Annotated in this window: 13 protein-coding genes; 6 read left to right on the forward strand and 7 right to left on the reverse strand. The window is 71.8% G+C overall.

What is annotated here, in order from left to right; translation table 11 throughout:
• Nucleotides 1–15: 15 nt before the first annotated feature.
• The 5 genes from FNH08_RS53380 to FNH08_RS00615 all read right to left on the reverse strand — a co-directional run bounded on the left by FNH08_RS53380 (nucleotide 16) and on the right by FNH08_RS00615 (nucleotide 6047).
• The gene (locus FNH08_RS53380; protein WP_152769224.1) at nucleotides 16–2643 is read right to left on the reverse strand and encodes a phage tail sheath family protein; all 2628 of its coding nucleotides are present in this window, start codon (nucleotides 2641–2643) and stop codon (nucleotides 16–18) included.
• Nucleotides 2644–2664: 21 nt separating this feature from the next.
• Entirely contained in the window at nucleotides 2665–3255 is a 591-nt protein-coding gene (locus FNH08_RS00600; protein WP_152769225.1) for a hypothetical protein, read from the reverse strand.
• Nucleotides 3252–3794 carry a DUF4255 domain-containing protein gene (locus FNH08_RS00605; protein WP_152769226.1) on the reverse strand — a complete coding sequence of 181 codons (543 nt, stop codon included), beginning with the start codon at nucleotides 3792–3794 and terminating at the stop codon, nucleotides 3252–3254. The genes FNH08_RS00600 and FNH08_RS00605 overlap by 4 nt, the downstream gene beginning before the upstream one ends.
• Nucleotides 3795–4021: 227 nt before the next feature.
• Nucleotides 4022–4918 (reverse strand): AfsR/SARP family transcriptional regulator, encoded by an 897-nt coding sequence (locus tag FNH08_RS00610; protein WP_322723391.1) that lies wholly within the window; start codon nucleotides 4916–4918, stop codon nucleotides 4022–4024.
• Nucleotides 4919–5144: 226 nt separating this feature from the next.
• Nucleotides 5145–6047 (reverse strand): alkaline phosphatase family protein, encoded by a 903-nt coding sequence (locus FNH08_RS00615; RefSeq protein WP_152769228.1) that lies wholly within the window; start codon nucleotides 6045–6047, stop codon nucleotides 5145–5147.
• A 174-nt stretch (nucleotides 6048–6221) separates the two neighbouring features.
• On the opposite strand from FNH08_RS00615, the gene FNH08_RS00620 reads away from it, so the two are divergent.
• Nucleotides 6222–7100: a DUF4132 domain-containing protein gene (locus tag FNH08_RS00620; protein WP_152769229.1), complete on the forward strand. Its 879-nt coding sequence runs from the start codon at nucleotides 6222–6224 to the stop codon at nucleotides 7098–7100.
• Nucleotides 7097–12235 carry a hypothetical protein gene (locus tag FNH08_RS51420; RefSeq protein ID WP_228033775.1) on the forward strand — a complete coding sequence of 1713 codons (5139 nt, stop codon included), beginning with the start codon at nucleotides 7097–7099 and terminating at the stop codon, nucleotides 12233–12235. Before FNH08_RS00620 ends, FNH08_RS51420 begins: the two co-directional genes overlap by 4 nt.
• 36 nt (nucleotides 12236–12271) lie before the next feature.
• On the opposite strand, the gene FNH08_RS00630 is transcribed toward FNH08_RS51420, so the two are convergent.
• Together FNH08_RS00630 and FNH08_RS00635 are read right to left on the reverse strand one after the other, a co-directional pair.
• Entirely contained in the window at nucleotides 12272–12559 is a 288-nt protein-coding gene (locus tag FNH08_RS00630) for a DUF1905 domain-containing protein (protein WP_152769230.1), read from the reverse strand.
• A gap of 54 nt (nucleotides 12560–12613) precedes the next feature.
• Nucleotides 12614–14479, reverse strand: coding sequence for a helix-turn-helix domain-containing protein (locus tag FNH08_RS00635; protein ID WP_322723394.1), 1866 nt, complete (start codon nucleotides 14477–14479; stop codon nucleotides 12614–12616).
• A gap of 257 nt (nucleotides 14480–14736) precedes the next feature.
• Here FNH08_RS00635 and FNH08_RS00640 point away from each other — a divergent pair, with 257 nt between their 5' ends.
• The 4 genes from FNH08_RS00640 to FNH08_RS00655 all read left to right on the forward strand — a co-directional run bounded on the left by FNH08_RS00640 (nucleotide 14737) and on the right by FNH08_RS00655 (nucleotide 19511).
• Complete coding sequence (locus FNH08_RS00640; RefSeq protein ID WP_322723396.1) at nucleotides 14737–16503, forward strand: FAD-dependent oxidoreductase; 1767 nt, start codon at nucleotides 14737–14739, stop codon at nucleotides 16501–16503.
• Nucleotides 16504–16589: 86 nt separating this feature from the next.
• On the forward strand, nucleotides 16590–17462 hold the full coding sequence (locus tag FNH08_RS00645; RefSeq protein WP_152769231.1) for an intradiol ring-cleavage dioxygenase: 873 nt from the start codon (nucleotides 16590–16592) through the stop codon (nucleotides 17460–17462).
• Nucleotides 17463–17488: 26 nt separating this feature from the next.
• On the forward strand, nucleotides 17489–18526 hold the full coding sequence (locus FNH08_RS00650; protein WP_152769270.1) for a maleylacetate reductase: 1038 nt from the start codon (nucleotides 17489–17491) through the stop codon (nucleotides 18524–18526).
• A 73-nt stretch (nucleotides 18527–18599) separates the two neighbouring features.
• Nucleotides 18600–19511 carry a YceI family protein gene (locus FNH08_RS00655; RefSeq protein WP_152769232.1) on the forward strand — a complete coding sequence of 304 codons (912 nt, stop codon included), beginning with the start codon at nucleotides 18600–18602 and terminating at the stop codon, nucleotides 19509–19511.
• The last annotated feature ends 4 nt before the right edge of the window (nucleotides 19512–19515 follow it).

Genomic DNA, 19515 nt, shown 5'->3' on the forward strand with positions numbered 1-19515 from the left:
CAACTCCTACTCGTCCTACTCGGACAGTCGCTTGTGGCTGAAGCGGACGACGACGAACTCGGCGGGTTTGGCGGGTGCGATGGCGACCTCGGTGACCACCAGCCCCAGGTCGATGTCGGCCTCGGTCATGGTTTCGCCCAGCCCGACGCGTACCCGGTAGGCATGCTCGGGCTTGGTCCCGGCGAGGGCGCCGGCCCGCCACTGCTGGTCGAGGAAGTTCTCCACGGAGACCTTGATCCTGATCCATGTCTGGGCGGTGTTCGGCTCGAAGACCACCCACTGCAGGGCCCGGTCGACCGAGGTCTCGATCATGTTGAACAGCCGTCGGACATTGACGTAGCGCCAGGCGGTGTCGTCCGTGGCGTTGCGGGCGCCCCACAGCCGGGTGCCGCGCCCGGGGAAGGCCCGGATGAGGTTGACGCCGCCCGGGTTGAGCAGGTCCTGCCGACGCTGGGTGTACGTCTGGGCCAGCCCGATGGCACCGCTCACGGTCTCGTTGCCCGGAGCCTTGTGGACACCACGCAGCCGGTCGGTCCGCGCGATGACACCGGCCACGAAGCCCGACGGCGGCACGGTGGTGAACCTGTCCGACGAGTCGGGATCGATGGTGACGATCCGCAGGTGCGGTGCGTAGACCGCCGCATAGGTGGACGACAGTGTGGTGTCACGCCACTTGCGGAGCTCCGCGTCGGCCTTGTCCGGTTTGCCGATCACGTTCGGGGTGTCGATCACGGCGAACCGGCGGAAGTTCTCGCAGTGGGTCACGACCTGCCCCACGAGATCGGCCTGCAGCAACGGATCCTCCACGGTGACCAGGTCAGGGCAGATCACCATCGCGGGCTCGTCCACCTCCTCGAGCCGGGCCAGGCCCTCGCGGAAGTCGTCGTTGGTCGCGGGCCTGTCCGCGCCGATACTGTCCGCGGTGACGTAGAACGGCGCGGACGCAGGTGACACGGCGGGGGCGGCGGTGTCCCGCGGAGCGACGGTGACGAGCGCCGAAGTCCCGTTCACCACGCCGTCCCTGGCGAAGTACGAAGGGTGGCCGGTGCTGAGCGACAGTCCGCCGAAGGTCTCGGCGACGGCGCCGTTCACCGTGACGGACAGCGCGAACCGCTCGGCCACCACTGAGGCGCTCTGCACCGCGAACAGCCCGAACCGGGTCTGGTTGGCGTTCCCGATCGCCGTTTTGGTGGCGAAGCGCAGCACGTAGGTGTCACCGCCGATGCGCACGACCTCGGTGATCGGTGCGAAGGCCGCGTCGACCGCGAGCCGGTCCCCGATCCGCGGCTCGACAGCACACCGGACGGCGATGCCGGTGTCCGCGTTGGCCTGAAGGGTGAAGGCGGCATCGGTGTACGTGTGCGCCGCGTCGGGCGACGGCGCCAGGTCGAAGCCGGTGGCCGTGCGGGTGGCGACGACCGTGGTGGCGCCGGTTCCCTTGTACGTGACCTTCGCGCCCGTGGGCAGGAAACCGTAGGCGGCCGAGACATCGGCCGGGGTGAGCTTGGTGATGCTCAACCCCGTGTCGGCCAGGAGCACCGCGGACACGGGCGCGTTCACCGTGACGGGCCCGCTCGGCGGTGGCGTGGTGCCCGCCACCTCGAAGCGGTTGCCGCCCGTCCACTCCCCGGTGCGTCCGTCCGGCATCGTGATCCGGGCGACCGCGCTCTCCTGCGTGGAGACCGACAGATCGGCGGCGACGGGTGCGGTGAGAGGGCGCTCGAAGGTCAGAGCCGACATCGCCACGTTGGTCGCGGGGACCGAGCCCGTCGGCGTGGTGGTGACCGTCGCGACAGCCGGAAAGTCGGCCCGGCGGAGCACGAAGGCGGCCCCGGGGACAGCGCCCGGCGCGGCGGCCAGGGTGAGCGTGACCGATGTCCCGGCGGTGACGACGTCCGTCACCAGGGCGCCGGCGCGCGCACCGTTGGGCGCGGTCGCCACGACCACGTCTCCCGTGCGGAATCCCTTGCCGGACGGGAGGAACAACGTGGTGCTGTCGTTCGCCAACGCACTCGCGACGATCGACCCGGGACTCATCGACGCCGCGCCGCTCGCGGTGAGCACGATGCTGTTCGACGTCACTGAGCCGACGGTCGCGGACACCGGCGCGCTCACGCCTCCCGAGGCGGGGATCGGCACGAGCACCAGGGCGTCACCGGGCCGTAGCCCCGTCGTGGACGGCACTTGCAGGGTGGCGGCCGTGCCGGCGGTCACCGAGACCGTGGCGCCCGTCGTCTCCGCGCGGTAGAAGGCACCGGAGGCTCCCGAGGTGTCCGGCCGTACGCCGATGCCCAGGGACGTCGCCCAGGCTCCCGGCGAGCCGGCGGTGACGGCGAAGCTCTTCTTCCCGGACCCGTCGAAGACCTGCCAGGACGCCGAGGTCGAGGGATCCACCCGGACCACCCAGGCCGCCGGCCCGCCGTTCTCGAAGTAGCCGAAGACGGACTCGCCGGTGAAGCCGCGTGAGGCGGGAGCGCCGAACGTGCGCACGTAGTCGCCCCAGCCGGTGACGCGGGTCGGCGTGAGCAGCGGCCCCTTACGCGTCGTGCCGAGGACCGCCATCACGCTGGTCGGCGCGGCCGCGATCGGCTGTGGCCCGGAGGGGACCTCCTCGATGTACACGCCGGGCGATTGATACGTCACGGGTCCTCCTCAGCTCATCGTTCATGTCGTGTCGACCAGCCGGATCCGGGTCGCCACGGACAACCCGTTCATGGAGACGGTGCGCAACAGCGTTCCGTCGACCAGTAGCTCCGCGGGGGTGAAGGCGGCCGTCCACTCGGCCGGGGCCGAGGCGTAGACGCCGGGTGCGACTTCGGGCAGCGCGATCTCGGGCTTCGGGCCCGGGCCTTTCGTGGCCCGGGCGGTGACCGTCCGGCCGGAGCGGGGAGCGCCCGTGGACGGTGCCACGAGGGTGGCGGTCAGGGTCATCGGGACGGGGTGCAGCGGCAGCTCGATGTCGGCCGTGTCCAGCTCGACCAGGAGGGTGCGCGGAGGCAGGCCCGGCGCAGGAGGGAACACGAGCAGCTGGGCCAGGGCGCCGTCCGTGACGGTGACGGCCAGCTGCGGGGGAGTGGGCGGGGCGGCAACGTCGGTGCGCGCGGTGACGACCACGCCGTCCGGCACCGTCCGGACAGCCCACCCATGTCGTGCTGCGGTGAGCCGGGCGCTGAGTGGGCCGATCGGTGCGCCCGTGGAGGCGTGCACCAGGCGTACACGGTGCCGCAGGCGGGTGTTGCTCGTCGCGATCCTCACGGCGCCCTCACGTACTCGACGCGGTGCTCGACCACACGGCCCGCGCCGTCCTGCCGCAGCACCGGGACCGGCGCGACGTCCACCTCGTAGAACACAGCCAGCCGACCGGGGCGGCCGAGGGCGCCCCAGATCTGGTTGCGCTGGTCGTGGGTGGGGCCGACCAGACGGATCGTGAGGGTCTCGACCTGGTCGGCCAGGGGCGGTTCGAGCATGTGGCGGCGCAGGATCGGCGTGCTGTGGAAGGCCTGGACGATCCGGGCCAGCCGGCGCTGTGCCTCGTCGTGGTCGCCCAGGAAGGTGGCCAGGTAGTGCAGCTTCAGCGCCAGCGGTGCGCGCACCAGTCCGGCCGCGCCTGTGGTGAGGGGACGGTTGCGCAGGTGGTCGTGCTCCTCGACGGCGATGAGCGCGAGGACTCCCTTCTTATCGGGCAGCGGCGCCTTGTCGGCCTGGGAGAGTGAGTGCAGGACCATCCAGCTTCCGTGGTCGGGAGTGGCCTGGTGGATGACGTCACACAGGGCTTCGCTGACCTCGGTGATCACGAGCACCCCCTACGACGTGGTGACCTTTCCCTCGTGTGATTCAGCGTGGCGTTGCGCACTCACGGGAGAACCACGGTGAATCACCGGCCCGTCACCGTGTCCTTGTTCTGCCCGGCGTGCACCTTCGAACGGGCAAGGCAGGCAGGGAGGTTGGGCGCATACGGGGGCTCCGGCCCGCGGTCTCACGCACGGCCGGAGCGAGTCTGTGCCGACACACCAGGTCGGAGTCAGGACATGCCGCGGAGCTGGTCGAGTGCTCTGTCCATGGCGGCGGCCAGACGCCCGACGTCCCGCCGGGCTCGTTCGAACTCGGCTATCAGCGGGGCCAAGGCCATCGACCGGCTGCCGGCTCCGGCGCGCAGCCGTGCGTAGGTGGCCACCGTCTCGGGCATGGGCTCGACGCCCAGTTCTTCGAGAAGGACGGCCCGACACCGCTCGAACTGCCGCTCCGCCAGATCCAGCCGACCGGCGTTTCCAAAGGCCCAGATCAGATGGCGGTGCAAGTCCTCACGGAGTGGCTCCAGTTCAAGGGCGCGCTCGCCGTACGCGGTGATCGCCGGGACGTCACGACGTGCGCCGTAGTACTGGATCAAGTGGTCGAGGGCGGCAAGGTAGAGGGTGTCGATTCGGCACCGGGTGTCCAGGACCCAGTGGTCCTGGCAGGTCTCCACCAACTGGCCCCTGCGAAGGGACACGGCGCTGCGCAGGCGGGCGACGTCCGCCTCGTCCAGGTCGGTCGGTGGTACCCGCAGGACCAGCTCGATCAGTTCCTGGAACCTGGTCGCGTCAGTGGTGACGCGAACATCGGGATTCAGGGCCACCGTCCTCAAGCTGTCGCAGCCCACGATCTCGAGGCCCGTACCGGCCCGAACCTCGCACCTGAGACGCCACAGCGCGGTGTTGAGACGGCGGCGGGCCAGCCGCTCGGAGCAGTCCTCGAACAGATGGGCGGCGGCGACGGATCGTGGTCGGCCTTCCGGCGGCGCGAGGGCGAGGTAGGCGCACAACGTGGTCGCGCCGGGTGACAGTCGGACAGGCTCCCCCTCGAAGGACACACTGGGCGGCCCGAGCAGCCTGAGACTCAGCGTGTGCGACGCGTCCGGCCCTAAGTCAGAGGCGCTCACATCGTGTATCGCCGCACTCGTGAGTTGAGCGGTGGGCAACACGAGTGCCCGCGGGCGGGTGTGCTCGCGCGGCGCTGGTCCTTCGGGCGTCATCCATGGCCTCCCCCTGGCCGGTGGGCGCAACGGAAACATACTCGGAATGCGCGCGTAGCGGGACCTAAACGGCAGAAATGCGACGGAGCGCAACTCCAGGATGTGGCCGCGGAGTTGGCGTACGGCACCTGCTTCAATCGTGCCGGGGCAGTACCCGGCCTTGCAGCTGCCACCCGGGGTCGAGGTCGATGCCGAGACGGTCCAGGACCGTGGGGGCTATGTCGACGAGCCGCGGACCGTCGAGACACGTGCCGCCCGGCGTTCCGGGTTCGGCGAGGATCACGAAGACCTCCCGCTCGGCAGGGGTGTCGCCGCCGTGGCCGCCGCCGTCGAGATGGCCGTGGTCCGTGGTGACCAGCACGGTCCAGTGCTCGTCGGCGCGGGAGCGGCGGGCTTCTATCGCCTCCAGGAGGCGCCCCAGGTGGGCGTCCTGGTCCAGTAGAGCCCGGTCGTAGGCGGGACTGAGGGGGCCCGTGTCGTGACCGGCCTCGTCGGTGGCGCCGAAGTACACGAACACGGCATCGGGGTCGTCCTCGGTGAGCAGGCGTGCGACAGTGTCGGCGACAAGGGCGTCCGAGGGTCCGTAGCCGTCGCGGTCGCCGTCGTAGTGCGCGAGGTGGCCGATGGCGGAGCCGAGCGTGCCGCGGCGTACCAGCTCCGCCCAGGACACCGCGGCCGCGGTACGCAGACCGGGCCGGACGGTGGCCGCGCGGGTGAGGAAGTCGGGATAGCGGAGGTAGTCGGCACCGGTGAAGTCGTTGCCGGTCACCCCGTGCCGGTCGGGCCACACCCCGGTGAGCACGCTCGACCAGCCGGGCCCCGAGTCGGTGTAGGCCATGCTGGTCGACGGCCCGTCGTCGGCCTGACCGTCCGCCTCGCCGTAGGGCAACAGGCTGGTGCCGTGGGCGCCCGAGGCCAGCAGACCGTGCAGGACGGGCGCGACGGACGGCGAGCGGGTCAGCCGGTCGTAGCGCAACCCGTCCATCCCGACGACGAGCACCCGGCCGTGCGGGGTGGGGCGGCGCGCGCGAAGCATGGCGGAACTATAGGGGCACGGGGAACGACGCTGTCAGTGGCCGCCCCTAGAGTCCTCGCCAAGTGATCGCGGAGACGGCGTGAGCGGGCGCGGTACGTCCCGGAACCGCCTCTGCCGATCGTGCATCTGACGTGATTGATCGCGCACCTGGCGTGAACGATGGGGAGACGGCGCATGGGGTGGTTTCCGGCGGGCGAGTACGAGGTCGCCCTCGACGGTGGAAAGGTCGTCTGCCGCAACGCGGCCGGACGTCTCCTGAAGTCGTTACCGGCGAAGTTGAAGGATGACCCGGCGGTGGTGGAGCTGCGGCAGCTGGCGCAGTGGCTGGATCAGCACGAGCGGCAGTGCCTGAGCGATGTGGAACGCTGGATGCTGCGCTCGCTGCCGGTGCCGGTCGCGGTCCTCGTCCAGGTGTGGCCGGACCCGTCCTGGCAGTCCGTACTCCGCGACCTGGTCATCACCGACGAGGACGGTGAGTTCGCAGGCTTCCTGCGCGACGCCGACCGCGACCACGACGGCTTGGGCCTGGGTCTGAGCCTGGTCGACCTCAACGGCGACACGGTGCGCATCTCACCCCGACTCGTCCGGATCCCGCACCCGGTGCTCCTCGACGGACTCGACGACCTCCGGGAGTTCGCCGTCGAACTGGGCGTCGAGCAGAAGGCCGGCCAACTCTTCCGCGAGGTGTGGCACCGGCCCACAGACCTCGACGACGAGGGCGAACAGGTCGACACCTACGCCGGTGCCCGTTTCGACGGCCGGCGCTCCCTGCACGGCAGGGCCGCCTCCCTCGGCTACCGGATCCGCGGCGGCCACGCGGTCTGCCCGGTCTTCGAGGACGGCCGGACCGTCGAGGCCCGAATCTGGATCGGCGACTACGACCCCTACGACGACGACACCGACACCGAGACCGGACCACTGACCTGGACCGACACGGCGGGGCGGGTGATCCGGCTCGGGGAAGTGGGGCCCGTCGCCTGGTCGGAGGGAATGCGCATGGCCGCCGCCCTCCACGCGGGACGCGAGACCGAGATCGAGGAGCAGGCGGCATGACCACGGAACGGAACACCACGGCGGCCCTTCTCGACGAGGGGGCCGTCCTGCTTCCCGGCAGCACGGACGGCGATGACGCGGACGTCCTCACTGCCCGCACCTACACCCATCCGGCGCTCGACGGCCGGCCCGTGGTGCGCCTCGTACCGGGCACCCTCGGTGAGGCCGAGGACCTGGTCATGGAGTTCCTCGGCCTCACCCGCCCGGCAGACGTCCCCGAGGTCGGTCAGGTCCGCCGCGAGACGCTCGGCTTTCCCGCCTGGCCGCTGGTCCACGACCCCGCCAACGGGCATCACGCGCTCGCCCTGGTCAAGGACATCGAACGGCTCGCCAGGCTGGCGGGACCGCGCCCCGGTGCGGCCAAGGACGGCTTCGAGTCCCTCGGCGAGCGCCTCAGCGCTGCCGTCCCGCACTTCCTGCCGACCTACTACGAGGAGGTCGCCCGGATCTGGATCCGGCACGACAACACCACGTACGCGGCGATGTTCTTCGGCAGGGCACGGGCCGCCGAGCGCGCCCACGCACTGGACGTCGACGAGGAGCGGCAGCGCGCGGTCTTCCTGGAGTTCGCCTTCGCCGGTGCCCTGCCCGTCAAGGCTCTCAAGGAATACGGCCGTGACCTCATCGAACGGCTGGGCCCTGCCGAGGCATGGTCGCGGTTCAGCCGGCTCATCGTCGAGCGCTGCGAGGCCGGCTTACCGCCCTACGCCTCCCTGCCGAAGGACGCCCGCGCCCTGATCAAGGCCGCCGGACTCGATCGCGCCGAGGCGGAGCGGTCCCTCGTCGCCGACCTGCTCGCCTCCCCGACCGTGGTCCGGGCGCCCGCCTCGTTCTGGACCGACTATCGCGCCACCCTCGTCGACCTCGGCCGCCACGATCCGGCGGTCCGGGCCCGGCTGCTGGAGTTCCTGCCGCTGGGCATCGGGGACGACATCGCCTCCGGCGAGAGCTGGCTGAAGCTGCTCGCCGACTCCGGAGCCGAGGCCCTGCTGACCGGCGCACCGGCCAGTGGGGCGGTGGTTTCTGAGGTGGGTTCCTTGGCCGACTCTCCGGCCGATGCCTTGGCGGATTCCGCGGTGGGTGTGTCGGCCGATTCTGCGGCCGGTGTCTCGGGCGGCTCCCCAACCGATACCCCGACCGGACATCCGCACACCGGCGGCATCACCCCGGCGGACTGGCTGAGCCGTTGGGAGCGGCACCGTCATCGCGGCAAGGCCCCCGACGACTCCTCGGCCACCCTCGCCCTGGTCCAACGCATGGTGCCCCGGCTGCTCGTCGACGCCCGGCCGGTCGACCTCTTCATCCCGCAACGTGGCTACGGCCCCGACGTCACCGTCGACATCGACCTGCTCGACCTCTGCCTGACCGCCGGCGTCCCGCTGACCGTCCCGTGCGGCGACACCACCATCGGCCTGCCCCTGGACCGTTGGCTGCAGGAACCACGCACCGGCGCCCGCGACCTGGCCGCGGTCGCCACCGACCGGCGTTTCCGGCCGATGCTGTACGACGCCCTCGGATCGGCGGACCTCTCCAGGCTCACGCCGTCGGCCCTGGACACCCTCGCCGACCACCCGGTGCTGCGTCCGCTCCTGCACGACGTGCTCGCCGACCGGGCCGCGGAGTTCGTCGGGGCCGTCGGGCTTCCCGGCTCCCGCGCCGCGCTGGGAACACTGCAGCGGTTCCGCAAGGTCCCCGCCCGGGTCGATCCCGACGCCTTCGAGGCGGTCGCCGCGCACGACCTGGCCCAGCTGCTTCTGCGCACCCTGCGCACCGGAATATTCGACGAACTCGGCTGGCCCGCCCTGGAGGAGGCGCTCGACCGGATCGGCGAGGTCGACACGTCCACGACCTGGTTCGTCGTCCAGGAGGCGTGGCCCGCCCTCATCCTGGCCCGCGAGGGCAAGGCGGTCGTGGTCGGGCCCGACCGGATACTGCTGGAGCACGATCTGCGGATACCGGTGGAGGGCCGGCTTGTGCGTCCGGGTTTCCGGTGGGCCGACGGTGAACTCCTCGTCAACTGGGAGTCCTACCGGGCGAACACCTACTGGTCCGGCCGTCCCGATCATGCCTTCGCCCTCCAAGGCGAGCAGCTTTTCGGGACCAGGCTCAAGTTCGAGCCGAAGATCCCGTCTCTGCCCTTGCCCGGCGGTGGTCGGGCCACCGGCGGCGGCACTCTGCGTGCCGGTGACCACGCGGTGCCCACCAGCCGCCCGCTCCTGGGCGACGGCACGGGCTACTGGGCACTGGTCCGGAACGACGACGAGACGTACTGGGTGGAGCACGACCCACTCACCGGCGCCGACGGCGGGCCCTCGCTGCCGGCGTTCCTACGCTCCGGAACCGGCGACGCCGATGACGCAGGCGACGCAGGCGACGCAGATGGCGCCGAAGACACCGGCGACGGTACGACGCTGCTGCCCGAGCGCTGCCAACTGCTGCCGCTGCTGCCCGGCCTCGAGAACACCCCGTTCGGCACCGACGGCAGGATCCTCGGACGCAGGGTCCACAGGTCCGGCACGGGCGCGCAGGCCGTCATCACCGTCGGTACCCCCGACGGCCGTACCACCTCACTGCCGTCCGGCACCGGGAGCGTACCGCTGGGCACCCTGCGGCTCCCGGGCGGCTCCGGACCCGTGGCGGGCCAGAAACACCCCCGCTCGGTCACCCTGTACTCGGCCGACAGCGGGCCGATCGGGGACCTCGGGACGGTCACCATCGAGGAGCCGGGAGGTGAGTTCGCCGCCGGCACCCGGTTCGTGCCGCCGGTGCCGTTCTGGCACGTACTGGTCCCCCGCGACGAGCGCGGATCGCTGGCGCTGCGCGCCCTCACCACGGAAAGTGCCGCGACCCTGCTGAGCGCGACCACCGAGGCACTGGCCGCGCAGCGCGCCGAGGCGGCCACCGCCGAGGCCCGGTCGCTGCGGTACACCGGCCCCACTCCGGACGAAGTCGCGCAGAGCGCCGTGGCCCGCTGTCTGCCCGACGTCACCCACCCCTCGCTGCTCGCTGGGGTGGCCTCGATCGTGCGTGCCTTCAGCGCCCACGCGGCGGACACCGCGGAGTTCGTCGCCGCCCGACAGCCACAGGAGGCACCGCCCCGGCATCTCAAGGGCATGTATCCCGACTACGAACCGGAGCACGGGTCCGACCCGGCGATCTGCCACGCCCTCGTCAACATCGCGGCGAAGAGGACGTACGGGTGGCACGCCTTCGAGGGGAAATGGACCGTCCTGCGGCACATCCGAGCGGTCAACCACGTCCTGTCCGCGAAGCCCGCCGACGGCATCGCCCTGCCCGAACCGGAGGTGCTCGCGCATCTCATCGACGGCTGGACCAGTGACGCGCGGACCGTTCCCGGAGTCGTCCCTCCGTGGTTGGGGGCCCTGGACACGACGGCGCCCCTGGCCTGGCGCGCCACGGCCCCCGGCATCGGGCCCGAACGCAGGGAGGCACTGCTGCTGCTCCTCGACGCGATCACCGAAGGGCCGCTGGCCGATCCCGGGAGCCCGCTGCGCGAGGTCGTGCTCCGCGAGCCCAGGGCGGGTTCCGGAGAGCGGGCCGGGCAGGTCCTGCGCCACGGCGACCGCACGGTGGTGATCCAGCGCGAGGTGGGCCGGGACGACCGTGAGATGCAGTGGCTCGCCCTCGACCACGACCCGTCCGGCGAGTTCGGCGCGGTGGCCCACTTCACCGTGCACAAGGAGCGCCGCCGCACCCCCGGCCTCCCGGCAAGCCGGATCACCGCGTTGACCGGACTCGTCCGCGAGCGGGGCCCGGTTCCCTGGCGGCCCCAGGCCGTCGGCGAACTGGTCGCCGCCACCGGCGGCGGCCTCGGCCCCGCCCAGGCCGCGCTGCTGCTGGGCGGTCTGCCGTCGGAGACGGCCATCACCCCGCAACTGACCGCCATCGGTCTGACCTTCCGCCAGGCGGAGCTCGGCGAAGAGCTGCTCAACTCCCTCGGGGACGACCACACGTTGGCACTGCTCACCGCCCTGCTGCCCGAAGACGCCGAACGGCTGTGGAGGGACGGCCCCGACCTCGCCGCTGCCGCCCGCTGCTGGTCCGACACCTTCGGCGACCTCGTCCGCGTGCCCGAGGAACTCGCGGACAGGGTCCGCGGGGAAATCGTCGACGGCCTGCTCAACCCGTCCCGCACCGCCTGGCTGCACCGCACCACCACCCTGCGGGTGGCGGACGGCGAACTCGTCGCCGACGACCCCTCCGCGATACCCCACCGGCACGTGTGCAACAGGGCGGCGAAGGATCTGGCCGTCCTCGCCTACAACCTGCCCCACGGCCATCCGGTGCGGCCGGTGCTGGCCGCCGGTCTGGAGGCACTGCGCCACCGGCTGTCGGATCCCGACCTGCTGCTCGACCTCATCGGTGTCCGGGTGCGCGGTCTGATCCGCGAGGCCCACGGTATGCCCGAGACCGGCGGTGCCGGGCCGGACGGTCTGACCCGGGTCGGCGAGGCCATCGTGCTGTACACCGCACGCTTCGGTGAGGAGAAGGCAGTCCTGCGCCCCGCCGGCCTCACCGGCGCCGACGACCCGGTCCTCGAACTGCTCGAATCAGGCGGCGACCAGGACCGCTTTGCGACGAAGGGGATACGCGCCGTCCTCGGCGACGACCTGGCAGGCGCCGTGGCAGTCGGCCACGGACCGGGCACACCGCACGGCTGGGCACAGGACCCCACTCTGTCCGCGCCGGACCTGGTCACCGAGGTCGCCTCGGTCCTCGGGCTCGGCGCCGACGCGGCCGCCCACTACCTCCAGTTGCTCGCCCTCCCCGACCCGACCGACCGCAACTGCGTCCGCTGGACCGGCTGGAAGCCGGCCCGGATGAAGCAGGCCCGCGCCGAACTCGCCGCCACCGACCTGGTGGTCGAGGCCAAGCGCCCCCGCGCCGGACGCGGCCTCTTCCTCCCCGGCGCATGGCTCGGCTTCACGAGCGGCTCACTGCCCGTCGAGGCATGGAAGCGACAGCTCTACCCGATCACCGACTACGAACCGGCCGTACCCATGACGTCGGTGGCGGACCTCTTCGCCCGCGCCTGGACCCGGGTCCGCGACGGCGACGCCCCCGCGTTCGAGGAACTCACCACCCGCGCCCCCGGGAAGGGCCATAGCCGATGAGCTCCGCACCGGACCGGAGCCGGTGTGGGCGACACGTCAGATACGGACGGTCATCTCCACCGTCACGTCGTCACCCGCCGAGAGCCCCTGCGGCTTGCGTACGGCGGCCTTGAGCGGCAGGAGGTAGACGCCGTCCTTGGGGAAGAGCGACGTCTCGAAGACGACCTCGCCGATCCTGGCTTCGACGGGGATCACTCCCCAGCCGTACGTGACCATCGTGGCCACCTCGCGGATGTCGGCGGATTCCATGTCCGGTACGGGGACGAAGTAGTACGGGGCCGGTCCGCGCCATTCGATCACCTTGCCGGTGAAAGCGAGCTCCATGAGGTCAGCCTCGTTCGGCACAGCCCGTGGTGTCCAGCTGTTCCCGCCAGGCGTTCAGTCCCGGTACCCCCGCAGCTTCCGGTACAGCGTGGCGCGGGCGATGCCCAGGGCCGCCGCGGCGCGGGCCTTGTTGCCGCCATGGAGACGGAGGGCCTCCAGGATGGTGGTGCGCTCGGCATGCTCCATCGGACTGAGAGGCCGGGTCGCGGGCCCCTCCCGCACGGGGTCCGGCAGCTCGGTGCGCCGGACGGGACCCGTCGCGCGGCGGGTCTCGGCCAACGCCCGTACGAGGTGGGTGAGTTCGGTGACGTTTCCGGGCCACGGATGCTGCTCCAGGGCGCGCAGCGCGTCCAGTGTCCAGGTGAGCGGTGGCTGTCCCGGCGCGGGCCGGGGAGGCAGGGCGGGCAGCAACTCCCTTATGTCCTCCGGTCGTTCGCGCAGAGCGGGGAGGGTGACCGAGCGGGCGGCCAGGGTGTCCAGGAGCCGTTGGAGACACGGGCCCGGAGGTGCTCCGGGGGTGTAGGTGACCAGCAGGGGTACGCCCGGACGCGTGTCGAGCAGCGAGTTGAGGGCCGCCACGTCGGGCTGCGCGAGACGCTCGACATGCCGGATGAGGAGGGGGTGGCCGTCCGCCAACCCGCCGATCTCGGCGCCGAGTTCACCTTCCGCCGCGTCGACGACCAACGGCCTCGCGGCCAACTCCCGTGCGAGCGAGGTCTTCCCGGTGCCGCGCTCGCCGACGAGCAGCAGGGGCTCCGGGGTCAGCGCCAACTCCGTCGCCCGGCCGACCGCGTGTCGCCAGGGCACCGACCGCCCGGCCAGCGCCACGGCGGTTCGCCCGGCCGAGGCCACGGGCACCCGCCCCACCGGCTCCAGCACGGCGACCGCACCGATGACGGAGCCCAGGTGCGGGACGAGGGCGACGGTCGCGGAACAGTCCGCGCCGTCGGGGAGCTCAACGCGGTACGAGGACGAGGACGAGGACGCCGAGCCGGCCACCGCAGCCGAGTCGTTGTCCTTGCCGGGCGCGGTACCCGCACCTGTACCCGATGCCGCCTCTTCCGCGGGCCTCGCAGCAGTACCCGAATCGCCCTCGAATTCCCTCCGCGCCTCGCTGCGGCCCCCGTCCCGCAGCAACGCGACCGTGGTCCGCTCCAGAGCCTCCAGCCCCTCCGGTGACAACAACTGCCCCGCGGCCTCGCTGACGAGGCGGTTGCGTCCGTCGAGGGCGACGACCGCGTGCCCGTGCTCGCGTACCGCCCGGAGGTACGCGTCCAGCAGCACACGTTCCGCTGCCCGCGACCGGGCGAGGAGTTCCGCCTCGACGGCGCTCGCCGCGGCCTCGGCGAGCGGGGCCCCCGGATGCGGAGTGCACTCGGTGCGGAGCTCCGAGGCCACCGTCACCGTGCCCAGCGTCTGTCCGGTCTCGGGCGCCAGCACGGGCACACTGACGGCGGAGACGTCCTGCCACAGATCGAGGAAGTGCTCCGGGCCGTGCACCTCGGCGCGGCGGCGGGTGTGCAGCGCGAGGGCCGCGCTGTTGTGGCCGACCTCCTGTTCGGAGAGGTCACGGCAGCGCGCGTCGTCCGCGGCGCAGCCGGCGGCCCACAGCACCCGCAGCCGCTCGTCGGTGAGCACGAGCGCCCCCTGCCCGGTACCGAGGGCCGGGGCGATCCGTTCGAGCACCGGCCGGGCCGCGGTGAGGAGGGCGGACTCGGCCGGTCGTGCAGGAGGCCGTGGCGCCTCCGGTGCCGAGTCGGTCACGTCGTGCCGCACACCGAAGAACCGGGCGCGCTTCCACGCGGCGGCGACGTCCGCCGGTACGTCGTCCGGCAGCTCATGCCCCGTCAGGAACAGCTCGCGGGCCCTGCGCAGCGCAGCGAGGCCGGGGCGGACGGAGGGGTGCTCTGTGGTGGTCACAACGCCACTCACCGTACCGGGTGCGGTTGAATCAGCAACAACCGCCCGCGCGGCCCCGCGCTCACCCTCGTGAACAAAAACCTCCACCGCCGCGTACCCATGCGTACCCAGTACGTGCGCCATCGCGTCCCTGCGCACACCCTGTCTCCCACTGTCTCTAATTGAGACACCCACGCTCCCACGCACCGCTCCATGATCTTGAACGGTCGGCCCTGTTCTCATTCCGGCCCCTGTTCTCATTCCCTGGAGCGTTTCCCGTGCACACCGTCGAGCCCGATGTCGTGACCGACGTACTGATCGTCGGCAGTGGCCCCGCGGGCGCGTCCGCCGCACTCGCGCTGAGCACCTACGGCGTCCCGAACATCGTCGTCACCCGCTACGCGAGCCTCGCCGACACGCCCCGGGCCCACATCACCAACCAGCGCACCATGGAGGTGCTGCGCGACCTCGGCGTGGAGGACGAGGTCGTCGCGAAGGCCACGCCGCAGCACTTGATGGGCAACACGACCTTCTGCACCAGCCTCGCCGGTGAGGAGCTCGGCCGGGTCCGCTCCTGGGGCAACGACCCCCTCGTGCAGGCCGCGCACGACCTGGCCAGCCCCACCCGTATGTGCGACATGCCCCAGCACCTCATGGAGCCCGTGCTCGTCGACGCGGCGGTGGCGCGCGGCACGAACCTGCGCTTCAGCACGGTCTACAAGTGCTTCGTCCAGGACTCCGACGGGGTGACGGTCACCGTCGAGGACCGGCTGCGCGGCGACGAGTACACCATCCGCGCCAAGTACCTCATCGGCGCCGACGGCGGTCGCTCGCAGGTCGCCGAGGACGCCGGGCTGCCGATGGGCGGCCAGATGGGCGTGGCCGGCAGCATCAACATCGTCTTCGACGCGGACCTGAGCAAGTACACCGCTCACCGGCCGTCCACCCTCTACTGGGTGCTCGCCCCCGGCGCCACCGTCGGCGGCATCGGCGCCGGTCTGGTCCGGTGCGTGCGGCCCTGGAACGAGTGGCTGATCGTCTGGGGGTACGACGTCACCGCGGGCGCCCCCGACCTGACCACCGAGTACGCCGAGTCCGTCGTCCGCCAGCTGGTCGGCGACGACGAGATCCCGGTGACCGTCAAGTCGTCCTCGGCCTGGACCGTCAACGAGATGTACGCGGAGACCTACTCCGACGGCCGTGTCTTCTGCGCCGGCGACGCCACGCACCGTCACCCGCCGTCCAACGGCCTCGGCTCCAACACCTCCATCCAGGACTCCTACAACCTGGCCTGGAAGCTCAAGCTCGTCCTCGACGGCACGGCGTCCCCGAAGCTCCTCGACTCCTACACCGCCGAGCGCGCCCCGATCGGCAGGCAGATCGTCACCCGCGCCAACAAGTCCATCGGCGAGACCGCCCCGATCTTCGAGGCGCTCGACGGGCTCTCCCCGCAGACCCCCGAGCAGCTGTGGGCCAACATCGCCGCCCGCAAGGAGGACACCGAGGCGGCCGAGAAGCAGCGCGCGAAGCTGCGTGAGGCGATCGCGTTCAAGGTGTACGAGTTCAACGCGCACGGCGTCGACCTCAACCAGCGGTATCCCGCGGAAGGCTCCGCCGCGATCGTCCCCGACGGCACCGACGACCCCGGTTTCGACCGCGACCCCGAGCTGTACCACCAGCCCACCTCCCGCCCCGGCGCCAAGCTCCCGCACGCCTGGATCACCTCCGGCACGCGCACCCTGTCCACGCTCGACACCGTCGGACAGGGCCGCTTCACCCTGGTCACCGGCATCGGCGGCGAAAGCTGGGCGCGGGCGGCCGCGGCCCAGGACCTGGAGATCGCCACCGTCGTCATCGGGCCCGGGCAGCAGTACGAGGACCCCTACGGCGACTGGGCCCGGCTCAGCGAGGTGGCCGACGGGGGAGCCCTGCTCGTACGGCCGGACGGGTACGTCGCCTTCCGGCACGCCACGGCGGCCGCGTCCACCGGGGACGCCGAGAGGTTGCTGACCGAGGCGGTGCGACGGATCCTCGGACATGCCTGACGGGAACGGGCGGAGAGAATTGACGGGAACAGGCGGGAAGACCTGATGGGCAAAGGCGGGAAGACCCGCGGGACCAGGGGAGCCGCATGAGCACCGCATTCACCAGCGACATCACCGAGGCCGTCGTCGACAGCGTCGAGGGCACCACCGACCCCCGGCTGCGTGAGGTGCTCGGCGCCCTCGTCCGTCACCTCCACGACTTCGTCCGCGAGACCGAGCCGACCACGGCGGAGTGGGAGCAGGTCATCGGCTTCCTGACGAGGACCGGACAGACCTGCACGGACACGCGGCAGGAGTTCATCCTCCTGTCGGACGTGCTCGGCGTCTCGATGCTCGTCGAGACGCTCAACGCCGACCGTGCCGGGACCGGGGCGACGGAGTCCACGGTCCTCGGCCCGTTCCACATGACCGAGTCGCCCGTCCGGGAGCTCGGCGCGGACCTCGACCTGGTCGGCGGCGGCGAGCCGTGCGTGGTCAGCGGCCGGGTGCGGTCCGCCGACGGCACGCCGCTGCCGGGCGCCGTCCTCGACGTCTGGCAGGCGAACGCCGAGGGCTACTACGACGTGCAGCAGCCCGACGTCCAGCCGCCGGGCAACGGGCGCGGGCTGTTCACGGCGGACGCCGAGGGCCGCTTCTGGTTCCGTACGTGCGTGCCGAGCCCGTACCCGATCCCCACCGACGGCCCCGTCGGCGACCTGCTGCGCGCGACCGGACGGCACCCCTACCGACCCGCGCACATCCACTTCATCGCCTCGGCCGAGGGGTACGCGCCGGTCACCACGCACATCTTCGTGGCGGGCACCGACTACCTCGACTCGGACGCGGTGTTCGCGGTCAAGAAGAGCCTCGTCCAGGACTTCGCCGAAACCGACGACCCGGCCCTGGCACGGGAGTTCGACGTTCCGAACCCGTTCCGGCACGCACGCTTCGACCTCGTCCTGGGCGAGGAGCGGTCGTGAGGGAGTTCGTCCACGAGACCCGGCCGATGCGGGTCGTCTTCCGCCCCGGAGCCTCGGTGAGCGCGGTGCCGGACGAGGCGCACCGGCTCGGACTGCGGCGGCTGCTCGTCGTGTGCGGTCCCCGGGGCGAGGCCACCGCACGGGCGGTGGCGGACTCCCTGGGTGACGCCTGCGCCGGGCTGCACGCCGAGGCCCGTATGCACGTGCCCGTGGAGGTAGCCGACCGGGCCGTCGAGGTGGCGCGGGCCGCGGGCGCCGACGGCTGCGTGGCGGTCGGCGGCGGCTCCGCGATCGGCCTCGGCAAGGCCGTCGCCCTGCGCACCGGTCTGCCGCTGATCGCCGTGCCGTCGACGTACTCGGGCTCCGAGATGACCCCGGTCTGGGGCCTGACCGACCAGGGCGTCAAACGGACGGGCCGTGATCCGTCGGTGCTGCCGCGCAGTGTGGTCTACGACCCTGACCTCACCCTGTCGATGCCCGTGGGCCTGTCCGTGACGAGCGGCATCAACGCGGTGGCACACGCCGCCGAGGCACTGTACGCGCCGGACGCTTCGCCGCTGATCTCGCTGACGGCCGAGGAGGGCGCACGGGCGATGACCCACGCCCTTCCCGGGCTGGCGGCCGATCCCGCGGACCCGGACGCGCGCGGGCGCGCCCTGTACGGGGCCTGGTTGTGCGGTGCCGCGCTGGGTGCCACCACCATGGGCCTGCACCACAAGCTGTGCCATGTCCTCGGGGGCACGTTCGGTATGCCGCACGCCGAGACGCACACCGTGGTCCTGCCGTACGCCCTCGCCTTCAACGCGCCCGCCGCCCCCGAGGCCATGGCCGCCCTGGCGCGCGCCCTGGGTACCGAGGACCCCGCGCTCGCCCTGTGGAACCTCTCCGCCCGCCTGGGCGCACCCCGCTCCCTCGCCGAACTCGGCCTGACCGAGCCCGACTTGACGGTGGCGGCGGGGCAGACCGCGGGCCAGGCGTACCCCAACCCCCGCGAAATCACGGTGGACGGCGTGCTGGAGTTACTGAAGGCGGCGTACGAGGGCCGGGCACCGCGGTCGTCGTGACCGCCCCGGCCGGGCCCGCCGCCCAGGCCTGTGCCACCGTGAACTGCTGAACGAAAACTGAAAGGTGAACTTCATGGCCCTCGGACTGCTCCGGCGGCGACTCAAGGGTGTCTCCGGAGGCGCGGCAGGCCGCGCACTTCCGGTACCGGCCGGCGCGGGTGTCGTCGTCCGCGAGGTCCTCGACCCCGTCAACCAGCCCATGGGCGGCGCCGATGTGACGGTGATGGAACTGCGCAGCCACCGGGTCGCGGCACGCGGCACCACGGACCCGTACGGCTTCTTCACGGCCGTCCTGCCGCCCGGCAACTACAGCCTGCTGATCGTGGCGGAGGGTCTGGAACCGCACCGCGAGACCGTCGACGTCGTCGCGGACGCGGGCCCGGCCCCGCAGCGCGTGTGGCTCCAGACGGCCCGTCAGCTCGAACTCCCGAACGCGGGCACCTGGCTCTTCGACCCGCCGCACACGGCGATCCGCTTCATCGCCAAGCACGTCGGCATGGCCCATGTGCACGGCCGTTTCGAACGGTTCGAGGGCGGCATCCAGGTCATGCAGGACGTGTCCGAGTCCCGCGTCCACGTGCGCATCGACGCCTCCAGCATCAACACCGGCAACAACACCCGGGACACGCACCTGCGTTCGGAGGACTTCCTCGACGTCGAGCGCTTCCCGTACATCGACTTCCACAGCACCCGCTTCTCCTACCGGGGCGGCAGCAAGTGGACGCTGCTGGGCACCCTGACCATGCACGGCGTGAGCCGGTCCGTGGGGCTGGACACCACGTACCTGGGCATGGTCAACGGCGGCTACGGCGAGGAGTTGCGCTGCGCGGCCCTGGCCAAGGCGGAGCTGCACCGGGAGGACTACACCCTTAACTGGCGCACGATGCTGGCGCGCGGCATCGCGGTGGTGGGTCCGACGGTCCAACTGGAGCTGGACGTCCAGGCGATGTACCGCACGCACGACACACCGACGCCGCCGGAGTAACACC

It is taken from the genome of Streptomyces spongiae (assembly GCF_009377185.1).
Taxonomy (GTDB): Bacteria; Actinomycetota; Actinomycetes; order Streptomycetales; family Streptomycetaceae; genus Streptomyces; species Streptomyces spongiae.

Coding starts and splice junctions, on each gene's coding strand:
- FNH08_RS00615 (WP_152769228.1), bottom strand. CDS start 6,047: ATGCTTCGCGCGCGCCGCCCCACCCCGCACGGCCGGGTGCTCGTCGTC.
- FNH08_RS00620 (WP_152769229.1), top strand. CDS start 6,222: ATGGGGTGGTTTCCGGCGGGCGAGTACGAGGTCGCCCTCGACGGTGGA.
- FNH08_RS51420 (WP_228033775.1), top strand. CDS start 7,097: ATGACCACGGAACGGAACACCACGGCGGCCCTTCTCGACGAGGGGGCC.
- FNH08_RS00630 (WP_152769230.1), bottom strand. CDS start 12,559: ATGGAGCTCGCTTTCACCGGCAAGGTGATCGAATGGCGCGGACCGGCC.
- FNH08_RS00645 (WP_152769231.1), top strand. CDS start 16,590: ATGAGCACCGCATTCACCAGCGACATCACCGAGGCCGTCGTCGACAGC.
- FNH08_RS00650 (WP_152769270.1), top strand. CDS start 17,489: ATGCGGGTCGTCTTCCGCCCCGGAGCCTCGGTGAGCGCGGTGCCGGAC.
- FNH08_RS00655 (WP_152769232.1), top strand. CDS start 18,600: ATGGCCCTCGGACTGCTCCGGCGGCGACTCAAGGGTGTCTCCGGAGGC.